The 24,801-nt window shown below is 42.4% G+C and carries 25 protein-coding genes; 18 read left to right on the forward strand and 7 right to left on the reverse strand.

Annotated features, from left to right (window positions below; translation table 11 throughout):
- A partial coding sequence (locus tag AC1DWN_RS10700) for a helix-turn-helix domain-containing protein (protein WP_477558912.1) occupies window positions 1–136 on the reverse strand: 136 nt, incomplete at its 3' end.
- A 281-nt stretch (window positions 137–417) separates the two neighbouring features.
- Between AC1DWN_RS10700 and AC1DWN_RS10705 the strand changes: the two genes are divergently transcribed.
- From AC1DWN_RS10705 to AC1DWN_RS10750, 10 genes are all read left to right on the forward strand, one after another.
- On the forward strand, window positions 418–870 hold the full coding sequence (locus AC1DWN_RS10705; protein WP_477558890.1) for an SRPBCC family protein: 453 nt from the start codon (window positions 418–420) through the stop codon (window positions 868–870).
- A gap of 38 nt (window positions 871–908) precedes the next feature.
- Window positions 909–2,162 carry an MFS transporter gene (locus AC1DWN_RS10710; RefSeq protein ID WP_477558913.1) on the forward strand — a complete coding sequence of 418 codons (1,254 nt, stop codon included), beginning with the start codon at window positions 909–911 and terminating at the stop codon, window positions 2,160–2,162.
- A gap of 16 nt (window positions 2,163–2,178) precedes the next feature.
- Window positions 2,179–2,427: a hypothetical protein gene (locus tag AC1DWN_RS10715; protein WP_477558891.1), complete on the forward strand. Its 249-nt coding sequence runs from the start codon at window positions 2,179–2,181 to the stop codon at window positions 2,425–2,427.
- 298 nt (window positions 2,428–2,725) lie between these two features.
- Window positions 2,726–4,885 (forward strand): S-layer homology domain-containing protein, encoded by a 2,160-nt coding sequence (locus AC1DWN_RS10720; RefSeq protein WP_477558892.1) that lies wholly within the window; start codon window positions 2,726–2,728, stop codon window positions 4,883–4,885.
- Window positions 4,886–5,368: 483 nt separating this feature from the next.
- Window positions 5,369–7,423 carry a helix-turn-helix domain-containing protein gene (locus AC1DWN_RS10725; protein ID WP_477558893.1) on the forward strand — a complete coding sequence of 685 codons (2,055 nt, stop codon included), beginning with the start codon at window positions 5,369–5,371 and terminating at the stop codon, window positions 7,421–7,423.
- A gap of 178 nt (window positions 7,424–7,601) precedes the next feature.
- Window positions 7,602–7,766, forward strand: coding sequence for a hypothetical protein (locus tag AC1DWN_RS10730; protein ID WP_477558894.1), 165 nt, complete (start codon window positions 7,602–7,604; stop codon window positions 7,764–7,766).
- Window positions 7,767–7,909: 143 nt separating this feature from the next.
- Entirely contained in the window at window positions 7,910–8,608 is a 699-nt protein-coding gene (locus tag AC1DWN_RS10735) for a hypothetical protein (protein ID WP_477558895.1), read from the forward strand.
- 95 nt (window positions 8,609–8,703) lie between these two features.
- Complete coding sequence (locus AC1DWN_RS10740) at window positions 8,704–9,213, forward strand: N-acetyltransferase family protein (RefSeq protein WP_477558896.1); 510 nt, start codon at window positions 8,704–8,706, stop codon at window positions 9,211–9,213.
- 330 nt (window positions 9,214–9,543) lie between these two features.
- Window positions 9,544–10,467, forward strand: coding sequence for a hypothetical protein (locus AC1DWN_RS10745; RefSeq protein WP_477558897.1), 924 nt, complete (start codon window positions 9,544–9,546; stop codon window positions 10,465–10,467).
- Between the two features lie 348 nt (window positions 10,468–10,815).
- On the forward strand, window positions 10,816–11,577 hold the full coding sequence (locus tag AC1DWN_RS10750) for a DUF975 family protein (protein ID WP_477558898.1): 762 nt from the start codon (window positions 10,816–10,818) through the stop codon (window positions 11,575–11,577).
- Window positions 11,578–11,794: 217 nt separating this feature from the next.
- Here the strand turns inward: AC1DWN_RS10750 and deoD are convergent, their stop codons facing one another.
- Window positions 11,795–12,499, reverse strand: coding sequence for a purine-nucleoside phosphorylase (deoD, locus tag AC1DWN_RS10755; RefSeq protein ID WP_477558899.1), 705 nt, complete (start codon window positions 12,497–12,499; stop codon window positions 11,795–11,797).
- Between the two features lie 186 nt (window positions 12,500–12,685).
- On the reverse strand, window positions 12,686–13,402 hold the full coding sequence (locus AC1DWN_RS10760) for a Crp/Fnr family transcriptional regulator (protein ID WP_477558900.1): 717 nt from the start codon (window positions 13,400–13,402) through the stop codon (window positions 12,686–12,688).
- 141 nt (window positions 13,403–13,543) lie between these two features.
- Here AC1DWN_RS10760 and deoB point away from each other — a divergent pair, with 141 nt between their 5' ends.
- The 6 genes from deoB to AC1DWN_RS10790 all read left to right on the forward strand — a co-directional run bounded on the left by deoB (window position 13,544) and on the right by AC1DWN_RS10790 (window position 20,753).
- Window positions 13,544–14,752: a phosphopentomutase gene (deoB, locus tag AC1DWN_RS10765; RefSeq protein WP_477558901.1), complete on the forward strand. Its 1,209-nt coding sequence runs from the start codon at window positions 13,544–13,546 to the stop codon at window positions 14,750–14,752.
- Between the two features lie 12 nt (window positions 14,753–14,764).
- Complete coding sequence (locus tag AC1DWN_RS10770; RefSeq protein WP_477558902.1) at window positions 14,765–15,826, forward strand: BMP family lipoprotein; 1,062 nt, start codon at window positions 14,765–14,767, stop codon at window positions 15,824–15,826.
- 70 nt (window positions 15,827–15,896) lie between these two features.
- Complete coding sequence (locus AC1DWN_RS10775; RefSeq protein WP_477558903.1) at window positions 15,897–17,432, forward strand: ABC transporter ATP-binding protein; 1,536 nt, start codon at window positions 15,897–15,899, stop codon at window positions 17,430–17,432.
- Window positions 17,425–18,495, forward strand: coding sequence for an ABC transporter permease (locus AC1DWN_RS10780; RefSeq protein WP_477558904.1), 1,071 nt, complete (start codon window positions 17,425–17,427; stop codon window positions 18,493–18,495). The genes AC1DWN_RS10775 and AC1DWN_RS10780 overlap by 8 nt, the downstream gene beginning before the upstream one ends.
- Before the next feature lie 3 nt (window positions 18,496–18,498).
- Entirely contained in the window at window positions 18,499–19,452 is a 954-nt protein-coding gene (locus tag AC1DWN_RS10785) for an ABC transporter permease (RefSeq protein ID WP_477558905.1), read from the forward strand.
- Between the two features lie 14 nt (window positions 19,453–19,466).
- Window positions 19,467–20,753, forward strand: coding sequence for an NCS2 family permease (locus AC1DWN_RS10790; RefSeq protein WP_477558906.1), 1,287 nt, complete (start codon window positions 19,467–19,469; stop codon window positions 20,751–20,753).
- A 282-nt stretch (window positions 20,754–21,035) separates the two neighbouring features.
- Here the strand turns inward: AC1DWN_RS10790 and tlp are convergent, their stop codons facing one another.
- Window positions 21,036–21,260 (reverse strand): small acid-soluble spore protein Tlp, encoded by a 225-nt coding sequence (gene tlp, locus AC1DWN_RS10795; RefSeq protein WP_477558907.1) that lies wholly within the window; start codon window positions 21,258–21,260, stop codon window positions 21,036–21,038.
- A 282-nt stretch (window positions 21,261–21,542) separates the two neighbouring features.
- Between tlp and AC1DWN_RS10800 the strand changes: the two genes are divergently transcribed.
- Window positions 21,543–22,505, forward strand: a complete 963-nt coding sequence (locus AC1DWN_RS10800; RefSeq protein ID WP_477558908.1) for a D-2-hydroxyacid dehydrogenase — start codon at window positions 21,543–21,545, stop codon at window positions 22,503–22,505.
- A gap of 6 nt (window positions 22,506–22,511) precedes the next feature.
- Here AC1DWN_RS10800 and AC1DWN_RS10805 read toward each other — a convergent pair whose 3' ends face one another.
- From AC1DWN_RS10805 to AC1DWN_RS10815, 3 genes are read right to left on the reverse strand one after another with little or no spacing between them, the layout of a single operon-like run.
- Window positions 22,512–23,483: an NAD(P)-dependent alcohol dehydrogenase gene (locus AC1DWN_RS10805; protein ID WP_477558909.1), complete on the reverse strand. Its 972-nt coding sequence runs from the start codon at window positions 23,481–23,483 to the stop codon at window positions 22,512–22,514.
- A 34-nt stretch (window positions 23,484–23,517) separates the two neighbouring features.
- The gene (locus tag AC1DWN_RS10810; protein ID WP_475811371.1) at window positions 23,518–23,742 is read right to left on the reverse strand and encodes a helix-turn-helix domain-containing protein; all 225 of its coding nucleotides are present in this window, start codon (window positions 23,740–23,742) and stop codon (window positions 23,518–23,520) included.
- 1 nt (window position 23,743) lies between these two features.
- On the reverse strand, window positions 23,744–24,190 hold the full coding sequence (locus AC1DWN_RS10815; RefSeq protein WP_477558910.1) for a hypothetical protein: 447 nt from the start codon (window positions 24,188–24,190) through the stop codon (window positions 23,744–23,746).
- A 199-nt stretch (window positions 24,191–24,389) separates the two neighbouring features.
- Here AC1DWN_RS10815 and AC1DWN_RS10820 point away from each other — a divergent pair, with 199 nt between their 5' ends.
- Complete coding sequence (locus AC1DWN_RS10820) at window positions 24,390–24,668, forward strand: DUF2564 family protein (RefSeq protein ID WP_477558911.1); 279 nt, start codon at window positions 24,390–24,392, stop codon at window positions 24,666–24,668.
- Window positions 24,669–24,801: the final 133 nt, after the last annotated feature.

Consider the following 24,801-nt stretch of genomic DNA (forward strand, 5'->3'; position numbering starts at 1 on the left):
CCTTAGACCGAGGCACGGCGGAATTTTTGCTGATTTCATAGCCTGTACCCGTTCCGTTTTTGAGCAGAGAGATATACACTTTTGATTCTGATTCCGTAAAGTTGAATGACTTCAACAACTGAATTACTTTTTCCATCTTATTTCACCTCATACCGAGTAATAGGGATTCATTTTACAAGTAAATGAGACTAGATGAAATGTATTTGTGAAAAAAATCACAATGTGTCTGATGTTTATTCCTTTGTTATTGGTAGCTACCCTTGTTAACTACTATACACGGCTTATAATAGTTTGTACATTATTTCACAAAGTTTTATGGCAGCTTGAACAATTAATTTTAAATTTTAGACACAATTGGTGTTGGAATGAAACTGAGGTAGAATAGATTAAAAGGACTTTAAAAAGGGGGTAATTATAATGAAGCAATGGTCAAGAGAAATTGAGATAAACACTCCAATTGAACATGTATGGTCGTATATAGATGGTTCGTTAGAACAGATGCAAAAGATTATGCCTCAAGTGGTAGAGAATAAGCCAGTCAAAATTACTAAAGAAGTTGTCGGCAGTATATACCGTCAAAAGTATAAAGAAGGCAAACGCATCGAGGAATATGATGTCCATACTCTAGAATATTCTAATAATCTGAACGATAAAAAATTGAAGATTGGATTCACATTGGCAAAAATCTTTGAGATCACAGCTTTATATGAATTGCATCGAGTAAATGATCAGAAAACAAAGCTAAGATACACAGCAACCAATAAAGCATTGAAGTGGTTTGTTAAGCTGTTCATGATATTTGCAACTGAGAAGGTTGTTGTTAAATTCCTGGAGAAAGTAAAAAAGGTCGCTGAATCAGAGTATCAATAATAGAAATATACAGAGAAGAAAGGAGTATGAAAAAGATTATGACACCAACCGAAGACTATAAAAGAAAGCAATGGAAAAGAGATATTATCCTCTTTCTGAGTAGTCAAACATTTTCGTTATTTGGTTCCGCATTAGTTCAATATGCGATTATGTGGCACATTACGCTCACTACAAAATCGGGTATGATGATGACGTTATTTATCATCTGCGGGTTCATTCCTACCTTTCTATTATCGCCATTTGCAGGTGTGTGGGCAGACCGTTTCAACCGTAAATATCTTATTATAATAGCTGATGCCATGATTGCCATTGTTACGCTTCTTCTCGCTATTACATTTAGGCGAGGTTATGACGAGATGTGGTTGTTGTTTGTCATTGCTGCAGTTCGTGCGCTCGGAGCAGGGATTCAAACGCCAGCAGTTGGGGCGATATTGCCGCAAATCGTACCCGAGGATAAGTTGACGAAAGTAAACGGAATAAACGGAAGTCTTCAAGCGCTCATGATGTTTGTTGCACCTATAGTAAGCGCGACGTTGCTCACAATTGCATCAATCGAAGTGATTCTCTTTATTGATGTTGTCACAGCGGCGATAGCGATCTTTATATTATATTTCTTTTTGAAAATACCTTTGCATCAGAAGGCGACCGATAAGCAAACAACTAGTTATTTGGATGACTTTAAACAGGGCTTAAGCTACATTAAAAACCATAGCTTTCTCAAAACTTTTTTTATTTTTTTCGCCTTTTTCTTTGTATTGATGGCACCGGCTGCATTTTTAACGCCGCTGCAAGTGACACGCAGCTTTGGAGATGATTATTGGCGATTAACCGCCATTGAAATTGCTTTTTCTATCGGTATGATGGCTGGTGGGGCTATTATTGCATCATGGGGCGGCTTCCGCAACAAAGTATATACAATGACTTTCGCTAGCTTGATTATGGGCGTTTGTACGTTAGCTTTAGGTATTGTACCTGTATTTTGGATCTACTTGGCTATGATGGCGGTATTCGGCATTGCTATGCCAATCTTTAATACACCGATGACCGTCTTGCTGCAGGAGAAGGTGGATCCGAATTACTTGGGACGTATTTTCKGCGTATTCGGTATGATATCGACTTCCATGATGCCGATCGGAATGCTGATATTCGGTCCACTTTCGGATGCAATCGAGATTGAATGGTTACTTGTTGGAACAGGGTTGTTTATTGTGATACTGTCCATTTTCTTCATTCGTAACAAACGTTTGGTTGAAGCCGGGATGCCAGTAATAAAGGAAGCGTCACAAGAGTAGGAGTGAGAGATGCGTTGTGACAGGAAATCTAGTAGTGCTTGGCATATTCACGCATCATGCCCATACTTTTTTTCAGAAGAAGACGGGCATCTATAAAGGCTTTGCGAACACACAATTCTATGTATGCGGGTGCTCAGGAGATTACAAGTGCAAATGTACTGCATCCAGCTGCGACAGAGGGTATTATGCAGGGGCTTTGACTATCCAAGGCAATCAAGTCAGCTTGATGGTCACACCAGCTGTGGGGGAAGAAGAGAAGGCGTAAGCTGAATAGTAGTATGTAAATTTTGAATACATCGCCACTGAGGCAAGTACCTCGGTGGCGATGTATTTTTATGTTTAGAAGTCAATACTTTATGCAGTTCGCAATATGAAATCAACGGATAATCAACAAATGATGGTGCAAGGTGACCGCGGCGGAGGTTAGCTATCCAGGTGTTACTGTGGATTGTGGATATCCATTAAGATTTCATTAAGATTTGAGGATTTAAATGATGTTAAGCTATTAAAGGACTTGTGGTAAGTAACAAAAATATAACTAAAAGGTAGGTTGAGTAACGATCATGAAGAACTCTCTAATGCTATTTACTATTAATCGTACAAAATGGCTGACTGTTGCGCTCGTTTCGTTGCTGTTGCTGTCGATCTTCTCTCCATTCAGTGTGGTGGCCGAATCTCCGCAGCCGCAGGTAAGCCAAGCGGGATCTGATACTTCTGACCAACCTATGATCCAGCAACGCTATTCGGATGTACCAGATACAGCATGGTACGCAGAGGCGGTTAACACTTGGATTATGATGGGAATTCTTAATCCAAAGCAAGGAGATAAGCTGAATCCCCAGCTTGTTATGACACGCGGCGATTTTGCTAAGTTTCTTGCGATCTCATTGGATCTGTCCCTCTCCAAAAGCGCCTCACCGTTTAAGGATATGCCTGTTGACAGCGAATTAACCGGGTATGTTGCTGCCCTCCATGGTGCGGGGCTGGCGAAAGGTTACCCAGACGGCACGTTCCGTTCGAACTTAAAGATTACAAGGGCTGAAGTGGCGACCTTGATTGTTACGGCCAAGAAGCTGAAGCTAGAGCCAAAAGTCGGTAGCGGATTCCGTGATGTTCCGCAGAAAAGCTGGTATGCTGGCGCAGTAGGTGCCTTGACGAAAGCGGGTATTGCGCAAGGGAAATCGAAGGATAAATTCGTTCCGAACGCAAACATTGTGCTGGCCGAAGGGATAACTCTGCTTTATCGCTCCTTCTTCACGCCGTCTATCATTCAAGACATTGGCAATGACGGCACAATTAAGATCGATGGCCAGACCTATCGCGCGGGCGCATCGGTCCAAGGTATTTTTCAACCGTCGAACAAAGCTGCTTTGCACAATGCGGCGATTCAGTTCACCTACGTGGGGGATATGATAAATTCTGTTGAAGGGCTGATTATCGGATATAAAGACGCATTAGAGGGAATGGATGCCCCTATCATATTTGATGCCAAAGGCAACACCGTTAACGGAACCGTAATTGTGAGCTCCAATCAGGTTGCGTTGGCTCATTTGGAAGTTAAAGGGGATTTGAATTTGACCCCGGCAGTTCAGTCTGATTTCTTTGCCTTCAATGTGCTCGTTCAAGGTAAAACGGTTTTCCTGAAAGATACCGGTCGTCCGAAATCACAGGTAACAAATATATGGTTTGAGCATAGCGATCTCGGCCAATTATATTTGTTTAACAGTGCTCTATTGAAAAAGGTGGATATCAGTGCGGACATGACGTCCCAATCAAGCTTGAAGTCAAAGGGAGAAGTTCGCACCTTGGCAGCTGCCGCAACAGAAGACATCCAACAACTTTATATTGCATACTTTAACCGTCCCGCGGACATTGTTGGTCTTCAATATTGGGCAGGCATTAATAATGGTAATAGTGGCACCGCCGTTGCTACGGGATCCAACGGCTTCATGAATTTTGATGGAAATTCAGGGAATAGTTATGGCACAACCGTTGACCAAATATACTCGAATGTATTTGGAAGAGAAGCAGATTCGGCAGGTCTTGCGTTTAGGGCAGGAGCAATTGCCGCAGGCACTGGTTCACTCTCCGGAGTCTTTGGCAATTCGGCTATGAGCCCCTTGCAACTTACTGTTGAAAACATAGACGCCACGGTTACGGCGGCGGCGAATACCGAACTCAGCGTCGATGCATCCTCTACGATTAATACACTCACCCTTCAGCCTGGCGTTAACTTGGAATATTTAAGTCCAACGCCAATCGGTACGCTGATCATCGGTAATTCGGGTACGGTTTTCAATACACAACCCGGCAGCACCTCCATCACTGGTTCAATGAATATCGGAGAGATAACAGTACTCGCCAATGGCGGAGTAGTTAACCTGAATACACAGGGGACGATCGGAACTCTTCAGACAACTGGAGGCAATCCTCAGCTTATTCTGGGAAGCGACACTTCTATCGCTGATTTGATCGTTCCATCGGGAATAAATCCTGCTACGATTTTCGTGAATGCAGCTGACCTTGCTAGAGTGAAGGCTGTCAACGGGCAATCGACGGCACCAACACCAACACCAACACCAACACCAACACCAACACCAACATCAAGCCCAAGCCCGAGTCCGAGCCCAAGCCCAAGCCAGGGTCCGAACCCGAATCCAAGCCCAAGCCCAAGCCCAAGTCAGGGTCCGAATCCTAATCCGGGCCCGAACGCTGGAGTCTAATCTGACGATTGATGTTGTGAACGGCACGGTCGCGTAACGGTTTCCTCTTACCAATGTTACGAATCGCAGACAAATCTTCGATCAAAATCGAAAGAGGGTTTAAGGGCTGTATCGTTGGGGAGGAGTAAGACTCGAGGGGCACATAACAGTTTGTCGGATTTGTATACATCGCCACAAGGGTTAATTACCTTGGGCGATGTATTTTTTATGTCCAGAGTCAACATGAAGTCAACACTCTATGTGTGCGTGAGTGGAATCAACGTGGAGCCAACAGGTTTTTGTAGCAACCTTATRGAGTCACTGAGCCATTCCCAAAGGTTAAATAATTTATGCGATTAAATATCGAGAAAGAAGTACTGGCTTCCACGATAGAATAAAATATATAATTTACATAAAGATAGCAGTTGCTAAATTAAAACTGATTTGCTGCAACGAACTCGTCCCGCTATTTTTGATGATGTCATTCGAAAGAAGGTATATTCTATGTATGAGCGCAAGATGAAGGCAGGCGGTCCAGAGGAACGCTTAGCTGTCCAGATTGACCAACTGGAACGGCATTATTTGGTAGGGCGGGACATCGAAATTCAGTATTTCTTGCACCAATTGATAGACGGCGGACAACAGGTACGGATCTTGAATCTCTATGGTACCGGCGGCGTAGGAAAAAGCTATTTAATCGACGAGTTCCGTCGGCTGGCGGTGAAAGCCAATGCCGCCTTTCTGTTGATGGACAGCCGTGGGTTCTCTCATACACCGCAGGACTTTTGCACGCAATTGCTACGCAAACTCGGCTATCCGATGGAAAAGTTGCAGCAGATCACCGAGACGCAGGCGCTTTTAGAGCTTTGCCTTGACAGCCTGAGGGAAAAGGCGGTGAATCACAAGCTTGTTCTCGCATTAGACACATTCGAGGAAATGGGTGATATGGAGCTCTGGCTGAGAGAGGCACTCCTCCCGCAATTGAACCCGGAAATCCTGATTCTCATTGCTGGAAGATTCCCCTTGCAAGGCATATGGCTCAGTTCTCCGGCATGGCGCCATTGGATACACCGGATGCCCATTGGGGATCTGGATTATTTGTCCGTTAAGCAATATCTGGAGCGCTCGGGCATTTCTCAGGAGCCGATGATCAAACAGATTTGGATGAAAACTAGAGGACATCCGCTCACGTTGTCTTTGATCGTCTCGACGACGATGGTTCAGAACAGTCAGGTATTGGAATTGGTGGATGGAAGCGAAGTGTTCGAACATCTCGTGAGCGTTTGGTTAAAAGAGGTTCCGGACGACAATCTTAGGGAGCTCGTAGAGACCGTAGCTGTACTTCGGCATTTTAACCAGGAGCTGCTTTCCTATGTATTGGATCGGCAGGTAAAGACGGATTTATTCCAACAGCTGGTCGGATTTTCCTTCATTCGGAGAGTGGATAGGGGTTGGATCCTTCATGATTTGATGCGGGATGCCATCGGCTATGAGCTGCGCTTGCGCCAGCCTGAACATTACGACTGGTTATGGAAGCGCTGCATCATATATTACTACAGCAGGATAACCAATCAGTCCAAGAGAAAGACGATCGCTTGGGAAGCCGTCGAATGGTACTATTATATCGGCGATCATGTTGTCCGCAATTTCTGTTTTCAGAAATCAACTCCGTATCTCATGGAGACGTTGAATCCGTCCAATTGGGCGGAGGCAGAGCAGTATTTGGAAAATCGTCACACCAATTTGAAAGAAGTTTGCCTTCCTCTCCAGAACCCGGACACGGGCGAGAGGTTCGAGTATATGATTTCTAAAGAAGAATGTTTTTACCCGATTAAGCATATTCATCTTCAAGAGCTTTACGAGCTCGATCCTGGCATTGTTAAGCTGATGAGAGATCAGCAGGGGGCAGTATGCGGCCTGACGGCAATCATTCCGATTCATACAGGAACACTTGACTATTTGTTAACTCATCCACTGTCGTCCGCATATTTCCAAAGTCTACCGGATCATAAGCTAAAGGAACTCCGGGTGCCGAATGAACAAATTGCGGGTTATTTTGTGAAAACGATCGACGTGTTGGATTTTGAGGACGTGGCGATACGTACAACTGCCGGACTATCGTTCCTCTCACTGCTTATATCTTCCGATTTTGTCGTGACGACAGCTTCTCCAGATCTCTCCTTCTTAAAGGAATTCCACCTAAGCTTGGGGTGTGAGCAGATAAAGGAAGTTGCACATTATGATTATGATATCAACAGTCCTGCGTCATATTACGTTCTCGATACGAGGGGCAGCAAGCTGCAGGATTATTTGGACAAAATGATGGCGTCCTTCGGACTTGTAGATTATTCCAATAAGCAGGATGACAGTATGCCAATGCTTTCCGAGCGGGAGAAAGAAGTGGTGGAACTGCTGGGCAAAGGTTATACGAATCAAGAAATTGCAGCGGACCTGTATATTACGGAAGTAACGGTCAAGAAGCATCTGACAGCGGTATTTCGGAAATTGAATGTCAGGAATCGAACGCAATTGGTTAATAGCTACTTGAGAAAAATATAAGGATAATAAATTAGACAGGCTTTCTTTCGGGAGAGAGCTTGTCTTTTTTTTCGTGAGGAGAAGGGAAGTATACCCGATTTCGACTATTTTGCTACGTTCGGATAATAGAATGCGCGAAAGGAAGATAGTACTCTTAAGGTAACTAAACCAAAGTATTACAGAAAGGAGAAAACAGGGAATGAAATGGTTGGTGTTGATTCATATATTATCGGCGATTATTGGTATTGGTCCAACGTTTTTCGGACACGTGTTGGTTAGGAGCGACCAAACGTTGGAACAATYGAGACACTCCATGAAGCTGGCACGTAAGCTGGACTTTTTTCCGAAAATCGGGGGCTCTTAAGCAAAACCGAGGTTCCACAGGAGCAGAGGGCCAACCTCTCAAGAGCGAATGCGATGCTTTATGCAGCTTCGGTAATGGGTCTGGTATTATTCGTATTTATGATCATTAAACCTTATTAATCGAGAAAACTGGAGTGTGATGTTATGAAAAGGATTATGTTATTGGTTGTTAGTCTGTTCATTCTAATATGCGGCAGCGTATCGGCCCACGGAATAACGGTGAGTGAGAAGAAAAATGATGGATTGACCATCTTGGTTAACGGAGTTGAAGTGAAGTCCGCGGCGAATCATTTAACCGGTGGTAAAACGTATGTGTCCGTTCGAGCTTTCGCTGAGTTGTTCGATCGTACATTTACCTTAAGCAATGAGAACAAAGAAGTGGTTTTTAGCGAAAAAAAGATTTCGAATATAATCATGAAGCAAAATGAACCGACGGCCTGGGTCCGGGATCTGGCCGATGCGGTCCACGCCCAGAACGTCAGCTGGGACGGTAAACAGGAAGTGTATGTACTGGCACTTCCCGAAGGAACGATTAAAATAACGGAGAGTGTACCTGGCATGGGCGAACATTGGTCGAATCCGCAAGCAGGAGACCTCCCGACCGGACCAATCTACGGCGTACATGATGGAAAACTGGTGTTCCTTGAATATATGATTACTCAGGAAGATTTTGCAAAAGGAATTAACCATACCAACCTGGCAGGTATGAAGGGGGTCCCATCACCCGTTGTCGTGCAAGTGGATTTTGAGTTCCAAAAGCTGGGGCACGAAGGTTTCGAAGTTCCGCATTACGATATTCATGCCTACTTTATTACCGACGAAGAGCAGCAGAGCATAAAATAATAGGCAATAAACGGGGTCAGCCTATTCAGTTACCTGGGCTGATCCCATTTTGTCGTCTTTGTGATATACCCACTTTGGTGAAAGGTGTGGAAAGCATGGGGAATGGTTTGAAAATTAAACTAGGAGACTCGATTGACGAACATGTTGATGAGCTATCAGAGTTTTTGATAGAGGTCGTTGAGGACGGAGCGTCACTCGGTTTTTTACCGCTATTAAGTCGTTCGGCAGCTGCCGAATATTGGTCAGATGTACTCAATTCAGATGTATATTTGTTTATTGCTAAATTAAACAACCGAATTATCGGAAGTGTGCAGGTGCAATTATGTACCAAACAAAATGGCAGACATAGAGCCGAAATCTCTAAACTCATGATACATTCTCGATATAGGCGTAAGGGGATTGGGAGGTTGCTGATGCATTGGGCTGAAGAATGTGCGAAGCTAGAAGGGAGGTCATTGTTAGTTCTCGATACGAGAGAAGGAGACCCGTCTAACGCTCTTTATTCCTCCATTGGATATATTCAAGCAGGGAAGATTCCGTGTTATGCCAAATCAGCAAACGGAGTGTTGGATGCAACTATTTTGTACTACAAAATCATATATTAAACTCGCGTTGCACAAAGCTGTAATGAACTTAAACGTTGGAAGGCAAGGGAAATATTCGAACGAGAAAAAGGTAGCCCATCCTCTAATTAGGAAGGAGCTACCTTTCTAATTCCATCCAGTTCGCCCAAACTTACTGTGATTGAAGCGCTTTGCTACTGTAGTAAAGTTAAACTTATAAAGCTAACATCGATAAGGGTAATTTACAATTATATGGTTCACGATATCAACATCGCTATACTTCCGCCATGTTCAGGATCGTTCGACTTAGGGATAATACAGTTAACAAGTACAGAAATTGTATTTTTAACTAACCTTTGAGGAGGAGTTAGCATGTTAAATAAAACTGTGTCGCTGGAACCTTTTTCTGATATTTCAGAGTTTACTGAAGGATTTAAAATTGTCTCAACTCAATTCGGTGCGGATGGCCGCGTATATGTCCTGTTAATTAACCAGATCCCGAATCGGGAACAAAGCATGTCCGTCCCTGCGATTCAAAAACAAACTTTTACCTATAAAGTGTTAATCGTATCGGATAATTCTATCGAGGTAGTGCTGATAGGAGGCCAGCATTTCAATTATCATTATGTACAGCCGCTTCAGAATCATCTATTGTTGGTTGGAGCACGTTGCTCTTATTATGGCATAGATAAGTATGATTTGAACGCCAAAGTGTGTGATTATGAGGGGCATACCGTTCGAGAATTTCTACTAGGAGATGGGATTCAGAATGTTCATGTGACTGAAAAAGGTACCATATGGACCAGTTATTTCGACGAAGGCGTTTTCGGAAATTTTGGGTGGGATAACCCAATTGGCGGGCATGGCCTTCTAGCCTGGGATGAGCATGGTAACAAAATATACGAAAATCACGCGGCCGATATTGCTGATTGTTATGCGTTGAATGCAGTTAATGACGAGGAGATCTGGTTTTATTATTATACTGATTTTTCTCTTGGCTGTATCTCAGGCGGAACTGAGCAGGCCAAGGTCACCTTTATGAATCCTGGGATTTCCGGCTCCTCCGGGTTTTGTACGGATGGATATCACTTTTTGTTCGATGGCGGTTACGGAAAACGCGGTACGTTTTTGCTTAAGAAGAATGTAAAACCGGGGAGCTTGACCAAAGGGCACAAAATAAACTTTATAAATGAACGAGGCAAACCACTTAAAGCACTTACACAGGATTTTCGAAAAAACCGTGTTCTTTTCAGCGAAGGAAATTTGTTGTATCAGTTGGCGGTTGAAGAACTTTAGATAAATGAAATCATTTATACATAAGTTATGAGTGATTTAGAGCATTGTATATATTCAATTGGATTTAATGTATACAAATAGGGGATCGGAAACTTGAAGCTTGGGTTTCCGATCCTTTTGTTATTCCTACTAAAGCGATTGAGCGTTATTACCCATTGCTTAATTCATTAATTCTTTCATTTATGCCCAGTTTATCGTGGGCATGTTTTTAGAACAAGTTGACTTCAGAGCTGTCATTAATCCTTCATAATTAACATTACAAGAATGATTCATAGCATATCATACTATATTAAATATGGTATCTGTTGTAAGATGGAAAACAAAATATTAAAGGAGAGAGGGATAGAGATGTGGGATCGTAAAGAACTGAAACGAAAAGCCAAGGAGGTGCTGCGGACATCGTATTGGAAGGCATTTTTGGTAAGTATTATACTGGCATTTGTTAGTGGGGGCGTCAATCCTCAGACCTTTAACCTTAACTTTGGTTCATCCGGTTCTTCAGATGATTCCGGCTCCTTCGGTATGGATTTCGATTGGGGGTTATTTGCGCCTTTCCTTGCTATTGCGATAACCGTTTTTATTATTGTCATGTTGTTCGCGATTGCGTTTCGTATTTTTGTCAGCTTTCCCCTTGAGGTCGGTTCGATGCGTTACTTTAAGCAATCTGCGGAGCATGAGGTGAATCTAAACCATTTAGGCTATGCTTTTAACAAGGGTAGGTATTTGGATATTGTGAAATCGATGCTGTGGAGAGGTTTTCTGAATTTCTTATGGTATCTGCTCCTCATCATCCCCGGAATCATTAAATCATACTCCTACAGCATGGTACCATTCATTTTGGCGGACAATCCTAATATCGGGTATAGACGCTCGGTGGATTTAAGCAGGCAAATGACACGTGGACACAAATTTCGCATATTCGTGCTTGATCTAAGCTTCCTCGGCTGGATATTCCTAGGCATATTGTTATGCTTCGTCGGCGTCCTGTTTGTGATGCCCTATATCAATGCAACAAAGGCGGAGCTTTACCTGTCATTACGTCAACAGGCGCTGAAGGAAGGTCTAACAACAGAAGAAGAGCTGAGGATGAATCAGAAACCTATCTTTTAAATCAGAAATAGACCGTATAACTGCCGTCATACATCAATTCTTTGATAATAATCATAGAGCAGGGGCTCGATTCCACTTCGGAATCGAGCCCCTTTTTTAAATTATAAGAATGTATAAGTTTCACACTTATAATGATGCTTATAATTCACCGTAAACGATTGTCCGCCAGAGGACGGCGAATAGCCGTTTTTACTTGATCAAATATATAAGTTGTTGATTATTTAGCTACTGTTTCTAATGCGACTTCAATCATGTCGTTGAAGGTGGTTTGTCTCTCTTGTGCAGTAGTTTGTTCCCCTGTGAGAATATGATCACTTACCGTTAGGAGACTGAGGCCTTTTACGCCGAATTTAACAGTTAAATAATAAAGCGCAGCTGTTTCCATTTCTACTGCCAATACGCCATGCCGGCCAAGCTTTGTAACTGCATCTTTATCTTCTGTGTAGAAAACATCAGAAGAAAGCACGTTCCCTACGCGAAGGTTAAGGCCTTTACCCACTCCAATTTCATAAGCGGTTTTAATTAAATCAAAGTTCCCAATCTGAGGAAAGTCATATCCAGGGAATTGGTTGCGAATGATAGCCGAATCTGTAGCTGCTGCTTGCGCAATTAGAACATCACGGAGATTAACATCATGTTGAATGGCGCCGCATGTTCCGATACGAACGAGATTTTTTGCACCATAATCGTTGATCAACTCATGAATATATATGGATGCAGAAGGCATACCCATTCCTGTACCTTGAATCGATACTCGGTTTCCTTTATATGTTCCTGTAAAGCCTAACATGCCACGTACATTGTTGTAGCAGACGACATCTTCGAGGAAGGTCTCCGCAATATACTTTGCACGTAGCGGATCTCCAGGTAATAAGACGGATTCTGCAATTTCGCCAATCTTTGCTTCAATATGAAAACTCATGTGAATTCCCTCCAATGTTTCTTATCATGCATTAGAAAATGGTTTACCCAAAGAATCATAGCACGATTCATATCCACATTATGTTAAAGAGATTACTATACTTTTGTGAACTGGTTCACAAAATAACTGTTAGCACAGTAACGGAAATAAAACGCTGTCATTTGTAATATTAGATGCACGGGATCGTTAAATGTTATTCCACTTACGAAGTGAGGGTAACTCTTCCGTTTCATTACAGATCGATTCTAACTTTTCCTTATCAAGGAGGTATAAGTACTTATCTCGAATGTCGATCAGTCCTTCTGCTTGAAAATCACCCAGCGTTTTGGATATGGATTCTCGAGTAACTCCGAGCATGTTGGCGAACAAGGATTGATTAACTTTTAAATCGATTTTGTATGCGTTATCACTCTCTATTCCAAAGTTGTAATAGAGATCCAAAATGAGATTGACCACTTTTCCACGTACGTCATGAAAGGTCAGATAGCGAATCATACGATTGAGCATTCGAGTTCGCTCCACAAGAATTTTGTAAGCGTTTCGCAAGATGGAAGGATATTTATCTACAAGCTGCAGGAAATCTCGTTTTGACATCAGCCAAACGTTAACGTCTTCTATGGCTTCAATGGATGAAATGCGATGATTGTCGCTGGATAAGGCTTCTACTTCTCCAACGATATCGCCAGCACTTGTAATACTTAGTACGACTTCTTTCCCTTCATACATGCGATAAATTTTGATCATACCTGAGCGAATAAGATAAACCTCGTCACTTACGTCATTTTCAAACATCAGAACATGATTCTTTTTGAATCGTCGTTCCTTGAGTAATGAGGTTATATGTTGTAATTCATCCTTAGGAATGTCCGAGAAAATCGAGATGTCTGAGATGTTATCAATCATAAGTATAGGTCCTTTCAAATTTCAATATTTAAGCAACTCTTATAAGGAATTGCGGAATGGCTAAAAAAGTATTGTAGCACGGATTGAGTGGATAATAGCAATGCAGTACGATGGCTTTTTTTTGAGAATGGAGGAATCGATATGAAATTCGAACGAATAAGTGTGATCGTGCTGGATAGTGTTGGTATTGGCGCTTTACCAGACGCTTCAGATTTCGGAGATGAAGGTAGTCATACATTAGGACATATATGTGAGCAAGTACCTGACATGACGTTACCGAATCTCACAGCTCTAGGGTTAGGCAATATTGCACCGCTGACTACCATTTTGAAAGCGGATAAACCACTAGCATGCTATGGCAAGATGGCGGAGATATCTGTTGGCAAAGATACAATGACGGGTCATTGGGAACTGATGGGGCTCGAGGTAAAGGTGCCGTTTCAAGTATATTCCAATGGTTTTCCATCTGAATTGATTGGAAAGTTCGAAGCCATGACGGGTCGCAAGGTAATTGGAAACAAGCCAGCTTCAGGAACTGAGATTTTGGACGAGTATGGAGAACAGCAGCTCCAAACGGGCGCATGGATTGTTTATACTTCCGGAGACAGCGTATTTCAAATTGCAGCACATGAGGATGTTATTCCATTAGAGGAGCTGTATCATGCATGTGAAATTGCACGTGAGCTAACCATAAATGATCCTTATGTAGTTGGTCGTGTCATAGCGAGACCTTATATCGGTGAACCAGGTGCTTATACACGTACACCTAACCGACATGATTATGCCCTTGAACCCTTAGGAGAAACCGTACTTGATCACCTCAAGAATGAAGGCTACGATGTCATCTCTGTCGGCAAAATAAATGATATTTTTACAGGGAAAGGTATTAATGAATCCTATCCAACAAAGAGCAATTTGGATGGTATCGAGACAACGATCAGACTGCTAGAACGTTCGTTTAAAGGACTCTTATTTACAAACTTAGTGGATTTTGACTCTTTATATGGCCATCGTCGTGACCCAAAAGGATACGCTGCCTGCCTGGAAGAGTTTGATCAATATGTACCAGCGCTCATGCAACAAATCAGCGACAAAGATCTATTGATCATTACGGCCGATCATGGAAATGACCCTACCGCACCTGGAACCGATCATACCCGTGAATACGTACCGATTTTGATCTATAACCCAACATTTGCAAAGGATGCCGTTTCAATTGGCACAAGAAATACATTCGCTGATTTAGCTGCAACCATTGCAGAAAATTTTATGGTTACTAAACCAAATATCGGGGAAAGCTTTTTAGAATTGTTAGTAGGTCAAACAAGCAGCATGGAACATAAAAATTAGGGGGTATTAACAATGAAAAGATCGATGAAAGCATTATTGCCTTTAATACTGATTTTTACACTAGTCCTAACAGCATGCGGTCAAAATGGCAACAATACCACAACGAACCCGCCTAGCGGAACGGGCAATAATGGGACTGAAGATACGAATAAACAAGAACTTAAAAAGCTGAAGGTCGGAATGGTAACTGACCTTGGCAGTGTCAATGATAAATCCTTCAACCAAAGTGCATGGGAAGCCTTGCAGAAATTGAAGAAAGACTATGGTTTTGAAGTGAAATACCTAGAACCAAAAACAGATGGTGACATTGTTCCTAACCTCAATCAATTTGTTAAAGCAAACTATGATTTAACGTGGGCAACTGCTTTTACATTAGCTGATGCAGTAACACAGTTATCCAAAGAAAACCCAGATAAGATGTTTGGGATTGTCGACTCTGATCTCGTGTTACCGAATGTAGCAGCGATATCCTTTAAGGAGCAAGAAGGCGCGTTTCTCGTAGGTGTTATCGCGGGTTTAACGACGAAAACGAATAAAATCGGCTTTGTAGGCGGCATGGAAATTCCAGTTATTAAACGATTTGAGGCTGGCTTCCGCGAAGGGATAAAAGCTGTAAATCCAGATGCTAAATTAATCGTTAACTATACAGGGCTATTCAACCGTGTTGATATGGGGAAATCTGCGGCCTCTACAATCTATAATGATGGTGCGGATATTATATTCCATGCAGCAGGATTAACAGGTAATGGTGTGTTTAACGAAGCGAAGGAACGTAATAGCAAGGGTGGAAAAGTGTGGGTTATAGGCGTGGATAAAGATCAATCATTAACCTTCGGTAATGATGTTACACTAACCTCCATGATCAAAAAAGTAGACGAAGCTGTTTACCAAGCGTCCAAAAAATTAGCTGAAGGTGATTTCCCGGCAGGTAAAGTGACATTAATGGGTCTCAAAGAAAAAGGTGTCGATATTGCACCAAATTCAAATGTTAATGTAGCTCCTGAGGTTCTTGCCAAGGTTGAAGAATATCGTACGAAAATAATAAATGGTGACATTGTCGTGCCGGAAAAATAATGCGAGTTCGTCCCCTCTCCAGTCATTAAATTTGATGGGGGAGGGGACGAAAATTTTGGGAGGGTCTTATATGACTAAGGCAGATGTCGTGTTAGAGCTGAAAGGGATAACCAAAAGATTCCCCGGCGTAGTCGCCAACGATTCGATTAGCTTGCAATTAAAACGTGGAGAAATTCATGCTTTGCTCGGTGAAAATGGATCGGGGAAATCCACCTTGATGAGTATCGTATTCGGGCTATATCAACCAGACGAAGGTGAAATTCATGTAAATGGAAAGCAAGAGCTGATGGATAGTCCTAACAAGGCGATTGAGCTTGGAATTGGGATGGTGCATCAGCATTTTAAATTGGTAGAACCCTTTACTGTAACGGAAAATATCATTCTCGGCATGGAGCCCAAAAAGGGTATGAAGATTGATATCAAAGGAGCAAGTAAAAAAGTAAAGGAGCTATCCGAACGTTATAAGTTGGATGTGGATCCAATGGCAACGATCGAGTCGATCAGTGTAGGGATGCAGCAACGGGTAGAAATTATAAAAACACTCTATCGTGGAGCAGACATCCTAATCTTTGATGAACCGACTGCTGTTTTAACGCCACAAGAGATCAATGAATTGCTCGCCATTATGAAGCGTCTTGTTGCTGAAGGCAAGTCCATTATTATCATTACACATAAGCTGAAGGAAATTATGGAAATAGCGGATACGTGCACCATTATTCGGCGCGGTAAGAGGATTGAGAGTGTCGAAGTGGCAAAGACCGATGCACAGCAATTAGCAGAAAAAATGGTAGGGAAAGCAGTTAACTTTAAGACTGAAAAACAAGTGGCTAACCCCAAAGAAGCGCTTTTAGAAGTGAAAGAATTAGTGGTTGAAGGTGCTAATGGCAAGAATGCGGTGAATAAGCTCAACTTCTCTGTACGGGCGGGTGAGATTGTCGGTATCGCAGGTGTAGATGGTAATGGTCAGACAGAGCTAATTGAAGCAATAACTGGTATGCGAAGCGTACGTTCAGGTGAAATTTTGTTACAAGGTAAAAGCATAACCAATCTTACACCGCGTACCATTTCTGAAGCTGGAATGTCACATATTCCACAGGATCGACATAAATATGGACTCGTTCTGGACTTTACGGTCAGTGAAAATACAATTTTAAAAACCTACTATCAACCGGAAATGAACAAACATGGTTTCATCAATAGGAAGACGATGGATGATATGGCGACGCGTTTAGTGGAAGAATTCGATATACGTACACCAGGCATTGATACATTGGTTCGATCGATGTCAGGAGGAAACCAACAAAAGATTATTATCGCGCGCGAAATCGATAAAAATCCGCAGGTAATGATTGCGGCTCAACCTACACGAGGGCTGGATGTAGGCGCGATTGAATTTGTACATCAACAATTAATCGCAGAACGTGATCAAGGCAAAGCTGTCTTATTGGTTTCGTTCGAGTTGGATGAAATCCTCAATGTAGCTGATCGTATTCTAGTTTTCTTCGGGGGACAAATTGTCGGTGAAACAACGCCTGAAACAACGAATGATCAGGAGTTAGGATTGATGATGGCGGGTAAGCATGAAGGAGAAGGCACCCATGAATAAAATAATGAGTATTTTCAAACGCGAATCTGCACTTATCCCTCTTGTTGCCATTATTATGGGTCTGCTATTAGGCGCCATAATTATGTGGATCGGAGGATACGATCCAGTGCTTGCTTATAAATCTCTAATAACGAAAATATTCGGGAGCCGCTACGATTTTGGAGAAGCATTACGTACCATTGTACCGCTTATTATGAGCGGCTTGGCCGTAGCGATCGCTTTTCGATCCGGAATGTTTAATATTGGCGTAGACGGTCAAATCATTATGGGATCAGTGGGTGCATTATTAGTTGGCACACAGTTTAGTCTACCTCCGTTGTTGCATGCGCTATTTGCTATTATATTCGGTGCCTTGCTTGGAGGGATGTGGGGAGCACTTGTGGGTTATATTAAGGCGAAACGCGGTATAAATGAGGTTATTACCAGCATCATGCTTAATTTTATAGCGCTTTATTTAGCCAACTTCTTGATACGGACGTTCATGCCACAAGCAGGTACACAACGATCTGCTCTTATCCATGAATCTGCAAGTATTCAGATTAATTGGCTTTCTGAGCTGATGGGCGGCGCACGTATCCACTGGGGATTCTTTATTGCGATCCTTGCGGTTGTTTTTTACCACATCTATTTAACCAAGACCAAATGGGGTTATGAGCTGCGTGCAGTTGGGCTTAATCCTCATGCTGCTCATTATGCAGGAATGAAGGTTGCGAATGTTATGGTTCGTACGATGTTTATTTCAGGCGTATTTGGCGGTCTGATTGGTGCCTTTGAAGTGTTAGGTGTGTTTAAGTATGTGGCTATCAACTCGGTTTCATCTGGTCTTGGTTTTGATGGAATAGCGGTAGCTTTGCTTGGCGGCAATAGCGCTATTGGCGTATTTCTCTCAGCAACCCTGATTGGGGGACTGACCTACGGTTCGCAAGGAATGAGCTTTGGTGCGGAAGTGCCAGGCGAAATCATTCGGATGATTATAGCCTTTATTATCTTTTTCGTTGCTGCACCAGGCATTGTTAAGCTGATTTTCCGAAAATTAAAACTAAAATCAAAGAAGAAGGTGTAACAGATGGAGGTAATTGGCAATTTACTTAATGGGACGCTCGTATTCTCTACTGCCCTTATCTTTGCTGCACTTGGAGGACTAATTTCAGAACGCTCGGGAGTCATTAATATTGGACTGGAAGGGTTTATGATATCGGGTGCTTTCTTCTCTGCAATAACGACTCATTACGCAGAAACAGCAGGCTTTGGTGGTTTCTCTCCATGGCTCGGCTTACTCGGAGCCTTCCTATTTACAGCTATCTTTTCAAGCATTCATGCGGTCGCCTCTATTACGTTTAAAGCGAATCAGGTTGTGAGCGGGGTTGTCATCAATATTCTCGCTGCAAGCTCAACGTTCTTTTTCGTAAAATTACTTTTTGACGGCTCAGCAGAAACACCGCTTCTAACAACGGTATTTCATAAGGTGACGATTCCGTATTTAAGCGATATTCCGTTTATCGGAAATGTGTTCTTTAATGCATATCCAACTACGTATATTGCCTTTGCGTTAGTCATCGTATTATTCTTTTATTTATTTAAGACCTCAGGTGGACTCAGACTTCGCGCCGTTGGCGAACATCCAAGTGCCGCAGATACGGTTGGGATAAAAGTAAATCGCACGCGCTACATCGCCGTTATTCTGAGTGGATCGCTCGCAGCACTTGGTGGAGCAACGATTGTTCTTACCTCAAACAGTAACTTTGCTTTTAATACCATTTCAGGACAAGGTTATATTGCGCTTGCGGCTGTTATTTTTGGGAAATGGAATCCTATAGGTGTGTTGCTTGCTTCATTATTCTTCGGCTTAGCCCAGGCAGTGAAGGACCAATTACAAATCTTTGAGTTTGCCGCAAGCATTCCGAATGAATTCTTCTATATGTTGCCGTATGTGTTAACATTATTCGTATTAATTGGAGCAGTAGGGAAAGCTCGTTCACCCAAAGCATTAGGGGAACCCTATGATGTTGGGAAACGATAAGAGGTGGTTATTAATTGGAAAGACGATTGCAGAGACTGTTCCATATTGAAAAAGAAAATTCGACGATACGTACGGAGCTAGTTGCGGGAACCACTTCTTTTATGACGGTTGCCTATATCATTGCGGTAAATGGAGCCATCTTACATCTAGCCGGCATGCCATATGAAGCAGCAACGATTGTCACGGTAATCTGCTCTTTTATCGGTTGTATGCTGATGGCACTTTGGGCGAATTCACCATTAATTCTCGTCCCTGGTATGGGGGACAATGCATTTTTTGTATTTACTTTGGTATTCTCGTTAGGACTTACGTGGCAGCAAGCACTTGCAGCCGTATTTTTAGCAGGTGTCGTATTTATGCTAACTGCGATAACCAAAGGGGCCGACTATTTATCACGATCGATCCCGAAGTCTATGATTAACGCAATGACCACTGGAATTGGACTATTTATTGCTTTTCTAGGATTAAAGAATGGGGGGCTCATCGTTGCTAGCGAAGGCACCTTCGTTACTTTGGCGAAGCTTAGCGACCCCTATGCGTTAACGACTATACTGACTTTATTGATTGCGATACCGCTTTTCATGCGAAATGTAAAAGGGAGCTTCTTAATTGCAATTATCGCAGGAACAGGTATTGGTGCGCTGCTGGGTATCGTCGATTTTTCAACTTTAGGTGATTTTAGTATTTCTTTTAATGGGTACGGAGAGTTATTTTTTTCCTTGGATTTTAGCGGAATAGGTACGCTTAATTTTTGGACGGCTGTTTTTTCTTTATCAATGGTCATTATTTTTCAGAATATGGGAGCACAGCTTGGGATGCTTCCAGACAAAGCGAAGTTTCGGAGGTCCTTTCAGGCTAACTCCGTTTCGGTTATAAGCGCTGGTCTTTTGGGTTGCAGTCCGATGACGACAGCTGCCGAGGCTGCAACAGGTATTGCTTCAGGAGGAAGAACGGGGCTAACCTCTTTTACAACGGGACTTCTGTTTATCCCCGCATTGTTTCTCATTCCCCTTTTCAAGGTAATCCCGAATAGCGCGATTGCTCCTGTGCTCATCATTGTTGGCTGCCTCATGGTTCAGAGCATCAAGGAGATTCCGTTCAATGATTTTACAGAAGCTTTTCCAGCTTACCTAATGATGGCGATTATGCCGTTATCCTTTAGTATCGCGAATGGAATTGCGTTTGGTTTCATTGCGTACCCGATTCTGAAGCTGGTTACAGGTCGGAGGAAAGAAGTATCTATAACGATGTACGTCATCGCATTTTTCTTCTTGCTTTATTTTATATTGGGTTCGATTTAAGTGGAATACGTCAAAAAGAATTCGATAGTTAGAGTAATTGTGTAATGATAGCGGACATCCGGTTGCTACGGGGGGGAAGAATAAAAGCCGAGAGGCCGCGTTAGACGCTGGTTTGGGGGCTGTGATAGGTCGGGAACAAGTGACCTATCACAGCCCCTTTTTGGGCTTTCCGTTCATCAGCTTGCAAGCCAAGAAGTTGGGCAAAGCAGTTGAAGGGACCCCCGAGCCACCGTCAGAGGTTCAGCCCCATTTGAATTCTGGGACTGAATCGTTGTTTTTGATCTACTCTTCGGAAAAAGCTGATTCGTCTTTAATTTCCTCTTGAAAACCTCGGATACTTTCTTTGCGGCGTGCATTTTTTTCTTCAATTTGATTAAGTTCCGTACTGCTGATTTCGGATGAAAATTCATTTAAATAATTTTCAGCTTCATTCAGGTTTTCCTTCGTATTTTGGATGCTTTGCTGTAAATGCTCAACATTATCAGCTCGATTATCCGGCTTTGCCATTCGTTTATCGCCTCCTGGTAATTGAAGCGCTCATTAGAGCACTAAAAGTTAGTTTGATCTTCATCGGACAATTTTATGTAATGAAAAATGTTTTTGAACACGATTGTGATAGCTCCTTCGGTCATTAGCTCCTAACCCTGTTTACATGATATGATTGAAATATTATCCAGATGAAAGAAGGAAGGAAAATGAAAATGTGGAGCAGTGTTTTTGAACAGGAGTGGGTAAAGCAGCCTTTAGCAGAGCTATCGTAGGCTGAAGCAAATGTGAGGAGGAAATGGGTTGAAGATTGTCGTATTGGATGGATATACATTAAATCCTGGAGATCTCAGCTGGGAACAGTTGAAGAAGCTAGGTGAACTAACCGTTTATGAGCGGACATCAAAAGATAAAATCTTAGAGCGAGCTCAAGGCGCGCAGGTTTTAATGACTAACAAAACCCCCTTGAATGCAGAAACACTTAACCAACTGCCTGATTTGAATTATATTGGTGTACTTGCTACAGGACATGATGTGGTTGACACAAAATCAGCTGCTGAGAATGGAATTATCGTTACGAACATTCCAGCCTATGGTACAGATTCTGTAGCACAGTTTACAATCGCATTAATGATGGAGCTTTGTCATCACATTGGTCAGCATGAGCAATCCGTTCGTCAGGGTGATTGGTCAAGTAATAAAGATTGGTGTTATTGGAACAATCCTTTAATAGAGCTGTCGGGCAAAACATTTGGTGTGGTTGGAGCAGGACGAATTGGCCTGCAAGCGGCACGTATTGCGAGCGCACTCGGTATGAATATATTGGCCTTGAGTCGTTCTGGCCACCATAAAACCGACATTCCCAATTTGAAATGGGTGGAGATGGATGAACTGCTTCAATGCTCTGATGTGATCAGCCTCCACTGTCCGCTTACGACAGATAATGAAGGGTTTATCAATAAAGATACCTTGTCTAAAATGAAGCGAACCGCTTTTCTCATTTATACAGCGCGTGGAAAACTTGTGAATGAAGAGCATTTAGCTTATGCGCTCAATAATGATTGGATAGCCGGGGCAGCTTTAGATGTGTTGTCGTCAGAGCCGCCTTCTGAGGATAATCCTCTGCTTAAAGCCAAGCATTGCATCATTACACCGCATATGGCTTGGGCAACCAAAGAAGCCAGAGGGCGCTTGATGGATACGGCAGTAAATAATCTGGTTCAATTTATGGAAGGCAAGCCTATAAACGTGGTGCGTACCCGGTAATCCTTATTACTCCAAAGTGATGACTACATTTCCCTTTTTATGGCCTTGATCAACATACTGGTGTGCCTCGACCATTTGCTCCAGTGGATAGCAACGATCAATAACGGATTTCAACCTGCCCGTCTCAATAAGCCCTTTGAGGAAAACTAGTTCTTCTGTGCGTGGGACTGCTGTTCCACCGATGACTTTCTTGTCTGTTGTCATCGAATACCACAGACTTTTAATTTCTGACCCCACCAAGCCCGTATGAAGATAATATCCTTTGTTCTTCAGCGAGCTTTTACATTGTGATAACGTAGTCTTGCCTACCGCGTCAAAAATAATATCGTAGGTCTGTCCAGTATTGTTAAAATCTACTTTGGTGTAGTCTATTAACTTATCGGCTCCCAGAGATTTCACCATATCAAAATTCGCAGTACTGCATACCCCGGTCACTTCCGCCCCAAAGTACTTGGCAAGCTGTACTGCAAAAGTACCTACCGATCCAGAAGCGCCAATGATGAGCACTTTTTGTCCGGGCTGGATGTTGCCCTTCTTGAGGAAAAACAGGGCAGTATTTGCTCCAATAGAAAGAGTGGCAGCTTCCTCATAGGTCATATTGCTTGGTTTTATTACTACTGCCCCGTCTTCGGGCAGACATTTATACTCGGCGTGAGCGCCAAAATTCTGTCCGAAGGTCGATGCAAAAACCTGGTCACCTGCCTTGAACCTTTTTACATCTTTGCCGACTGCTTCAACTTCACCGGCTAGTTCCATTCCGAATATCGGATTTCGTGGTTTTCTGAAACCTAAAGCGATTCGACCAGGGAGCCAAAACATGGGCGGGACTGTAAAACTTCGCATTCTACAGTCCCCGACGTTTACGGTTGTTGCATACACTTTTACCAATATTTCATTTTCTTTGGGCTTAGGTTTCTCGAACTCTTTGAGTTGAAGAACCTCCGGTGATCCGTATTTTATTGCGGCAATTGCTCTCATTATAGGATCCTCCTTAATTTAGGTGTGTTGCTATTCACTCTTTTTGGTTATCCCCATAAGAGAATACCTCTTCTAATGGTAAGTTGAAGACGATAGCAATACGAAAAGCTAATTCCAGAGAAGGGGAGTATTTTTCTTTTTCGATAGCTACGATTGTTTGCCTTGTCACCCCCACTTTTTCAGCTAATTGTTGTTGGGTCATTTCATTATGGTTAAAACGTAAGTTTCGAATATTGTTGTTAATAAGAGATTTGCCCATTTTAAACTCCTTTCCGATAAAGATAGAGCTGTGTGACATTACCAGCCAACTCCGACACAAATCCTGAGACGAAAAGTATAATGAACATCACGGAGGGCTGCATATCAATAACCAGGGATCCCATCGCTAGAACAAAGCCAAAAATAAATACATAATGAGAATTCCTTGTGGCTTTCAATTCAATTAACTTGTCTAGTTCATCAGAAAATGCAGGATCTTTTTCATTAGTTGCTATGGTATTGATGATACTGAAGACAATATGAATGATGATTTTTGCTACAATCGACACAGGGATTAAGATTAAGATGACGCTCCCCCAAAAGCTGAAGGTATCTGCCTGGTCCAGACTCGCTTCTTGATACCTTTGAAGCACATACAAACAATAGAAAGTAAAAATCAGTACGGTGCCAATTAAAGATACGATATTCTTTTTTTCTTGAAAGGACATATTTTTCTCCTCCTGTACGGTAATTTATACATCAAGTAAAGTATTCTGAACATAATGTATCTTATACTATACACAAAGTCAATAATGTTTTACACAATTGGGCGAAAAAGTTCGAGCCTCCATGCATACTTTTCTGGATATTTTAAGAAACTATGGTGTAGTCAACATTATCTAATCGAGAGGGAGGTAAGAAACACACTTGGCTAAGCATACAGATACAAGTTGGAAGCAGGATCATCCAAGTACTTTGTTGAGCTACTCTGTCCAAAAGGCAAATCACGCGGTGAAGCAAGCGATGTCACACCCAGAGGAGCAAACGGTTGATCAAGCTTACGATTCAATTTCTCATGCAGAAAATGCGCTATCTAATGCAGAGCAACATCATGAGGAAATGGTCGCCGTCCAGCAAAATAAAGAGCAGTTAGAGCAGTCGAAACAGCAATTGCACGAAGTACAAGAAATTGTGGAAGATCGGTAAATATAATAAAATATAAAATAACCTCCTTACGTTTTTCAGGACGAAGGAGGTTATTTTATTTCAGTGATTTTGCCAAAGTCAAGCATTAAGAATCGAACACGACGCAACACAAAACCGCAGGACACGTCCGGTA

The organism is Paenibacillus sp. P4_A7 (assembly GCF_056402455.1).

What these genes read in the sequence shown, in the direction of transcription:
- deoD (WP_477558899.1), bottom strand. Translation starts at nt 12,499, where the DNA reads ATGAGTTTTCATATTGAAGCAAAGATTGGCGAAATTGCAGAATCCGTC.
- AC1DWN_RS10745 (WP_477558897.1), top strand. Translation starts at nt 9,544, where the DNA reads ATGTTAAATAAAACTGTGTCGCTGGAACCTTTTTCTGATATTTCAGAG.
- AC1DWN_RS10750 (WP_477558898.1), top strand. Translation starts at nt 10,816, where the DNA reads ATGTGGGATCGTAAAGAACTGAAACGAAAAGCCAAGGAGGTGCTGCGG.
- deoB (WP_477558901.1), top strand. Translation starts at nt 13,544, where the DNA reads ATGAAATTCGAACGAATAAGTGTGATCGTGCTGGATAGTGTTGGTATT.
- AC1DWN_RS10705 (WP_477558890.1), top strand. Translation starts at nt 418, where the DNA reads ATGAAGCAATGGTCAAGAGAAATTGAGATAAACACTCCAATTGAACAT.
- AC1DWN_RS10810 (WP_475811371.1), bottom strand. Translation starts at nt 23,742, where the DNA reads ATGGGCAAATCTCTTATTAACAACAATATTCGAAACTTACGTTTTAAC.
- AC1DWN_RS10805 (WP_477558909.1), bottom strand. Translation starts at nt 23,483, where the DNA reads ATGAGAGCAATTGCCGCAATAAAATACGGATCACCGGAGGTTCTTCAA.
- AC1DWN_RS10780 (WP_477558904.1), top strand. Translation starts at nt 17,425, where the DNA reads ATGAATAAAATAATGAGTATTTTCAAACGCGAATCTGCACTTATCCCT.
- AC1DWN_RS10785 (WP_477558905.1), top strand. Translation starts at nt 18,499, where the DNA reads ATGGAGGTAATTGGCAATTTACTTAATGGGACGCTCGTATTCTCTACT.
- tlp (WP_477558907.1), bottom strand. Translation starts at nt 21,260, where the DNA reads ATGGCAAAGCCGGATAATCGAGCTGATAATGTTGAGCATTTACAGCAA.
- AC1DWN_RS10760 (WP_477558900.1), bottom strand. Translation starts at nt 13,402, where the DNA reads ATGATTGATAACATCTCAGACATCTCGATTTTCTCGGACATTCCTAAG.
- AC1DWN_RS10740 (WP_477558896.1), top strand. Translation starts at nt 8,704, where the DNA reads ATGGGGAATGGTTTGAAAATTAAACTAGGAGACTCGATTGACGAACAT.
- AC1DWN_RS10770 (WP_477558902.1), top strand. Translation starts at nt 14,765, where the DNA reads ATGAAAAGATCGATGAAAGCATTATTGCCTTTAATACTGATTTTTACA.
- AC1DWN_RS10775 (WP_477558903.1), top strand. Translation starts at nt 15,897, where the DNA reads ATGACTAAGGCAGATGTCGTGTTAGAGCTGAAAGGGATAACCAAAAGA.
- AC1DWN_RS10815 (WP_477558910.1), bottom strand. Translation starts at nt 24,190, where the DNA reads ATGTCCTTTCAAGAAAAAAAGAATATCGTATCTTTAATTGGCACCGTA.
- AC1DWN_RS10735 (WP_477558895.1), top strand. Translation starts at nt 7,910, where the DNA reads ATGAAAAGGATTATGTTATTGGTTGTTAGTCTGTTCATTCTAATATGC.
- AC1DWN_RS10725 (WP_477558893.1), top strand. Translation starts at nt 5,369, where the DNA reads ATGTATGAGCGCAAGATGAAGGCAGGCGGTCCAGAGGAACGCTTAGCT.
- AC1DWN_RS10720 (WP_477558892.1), top strand. Translation starts at nt 2,726, where the DNA reads ATGAAGAACTCTCTAATGCTATTTACTATTAATCGTACAAAATGGCTG.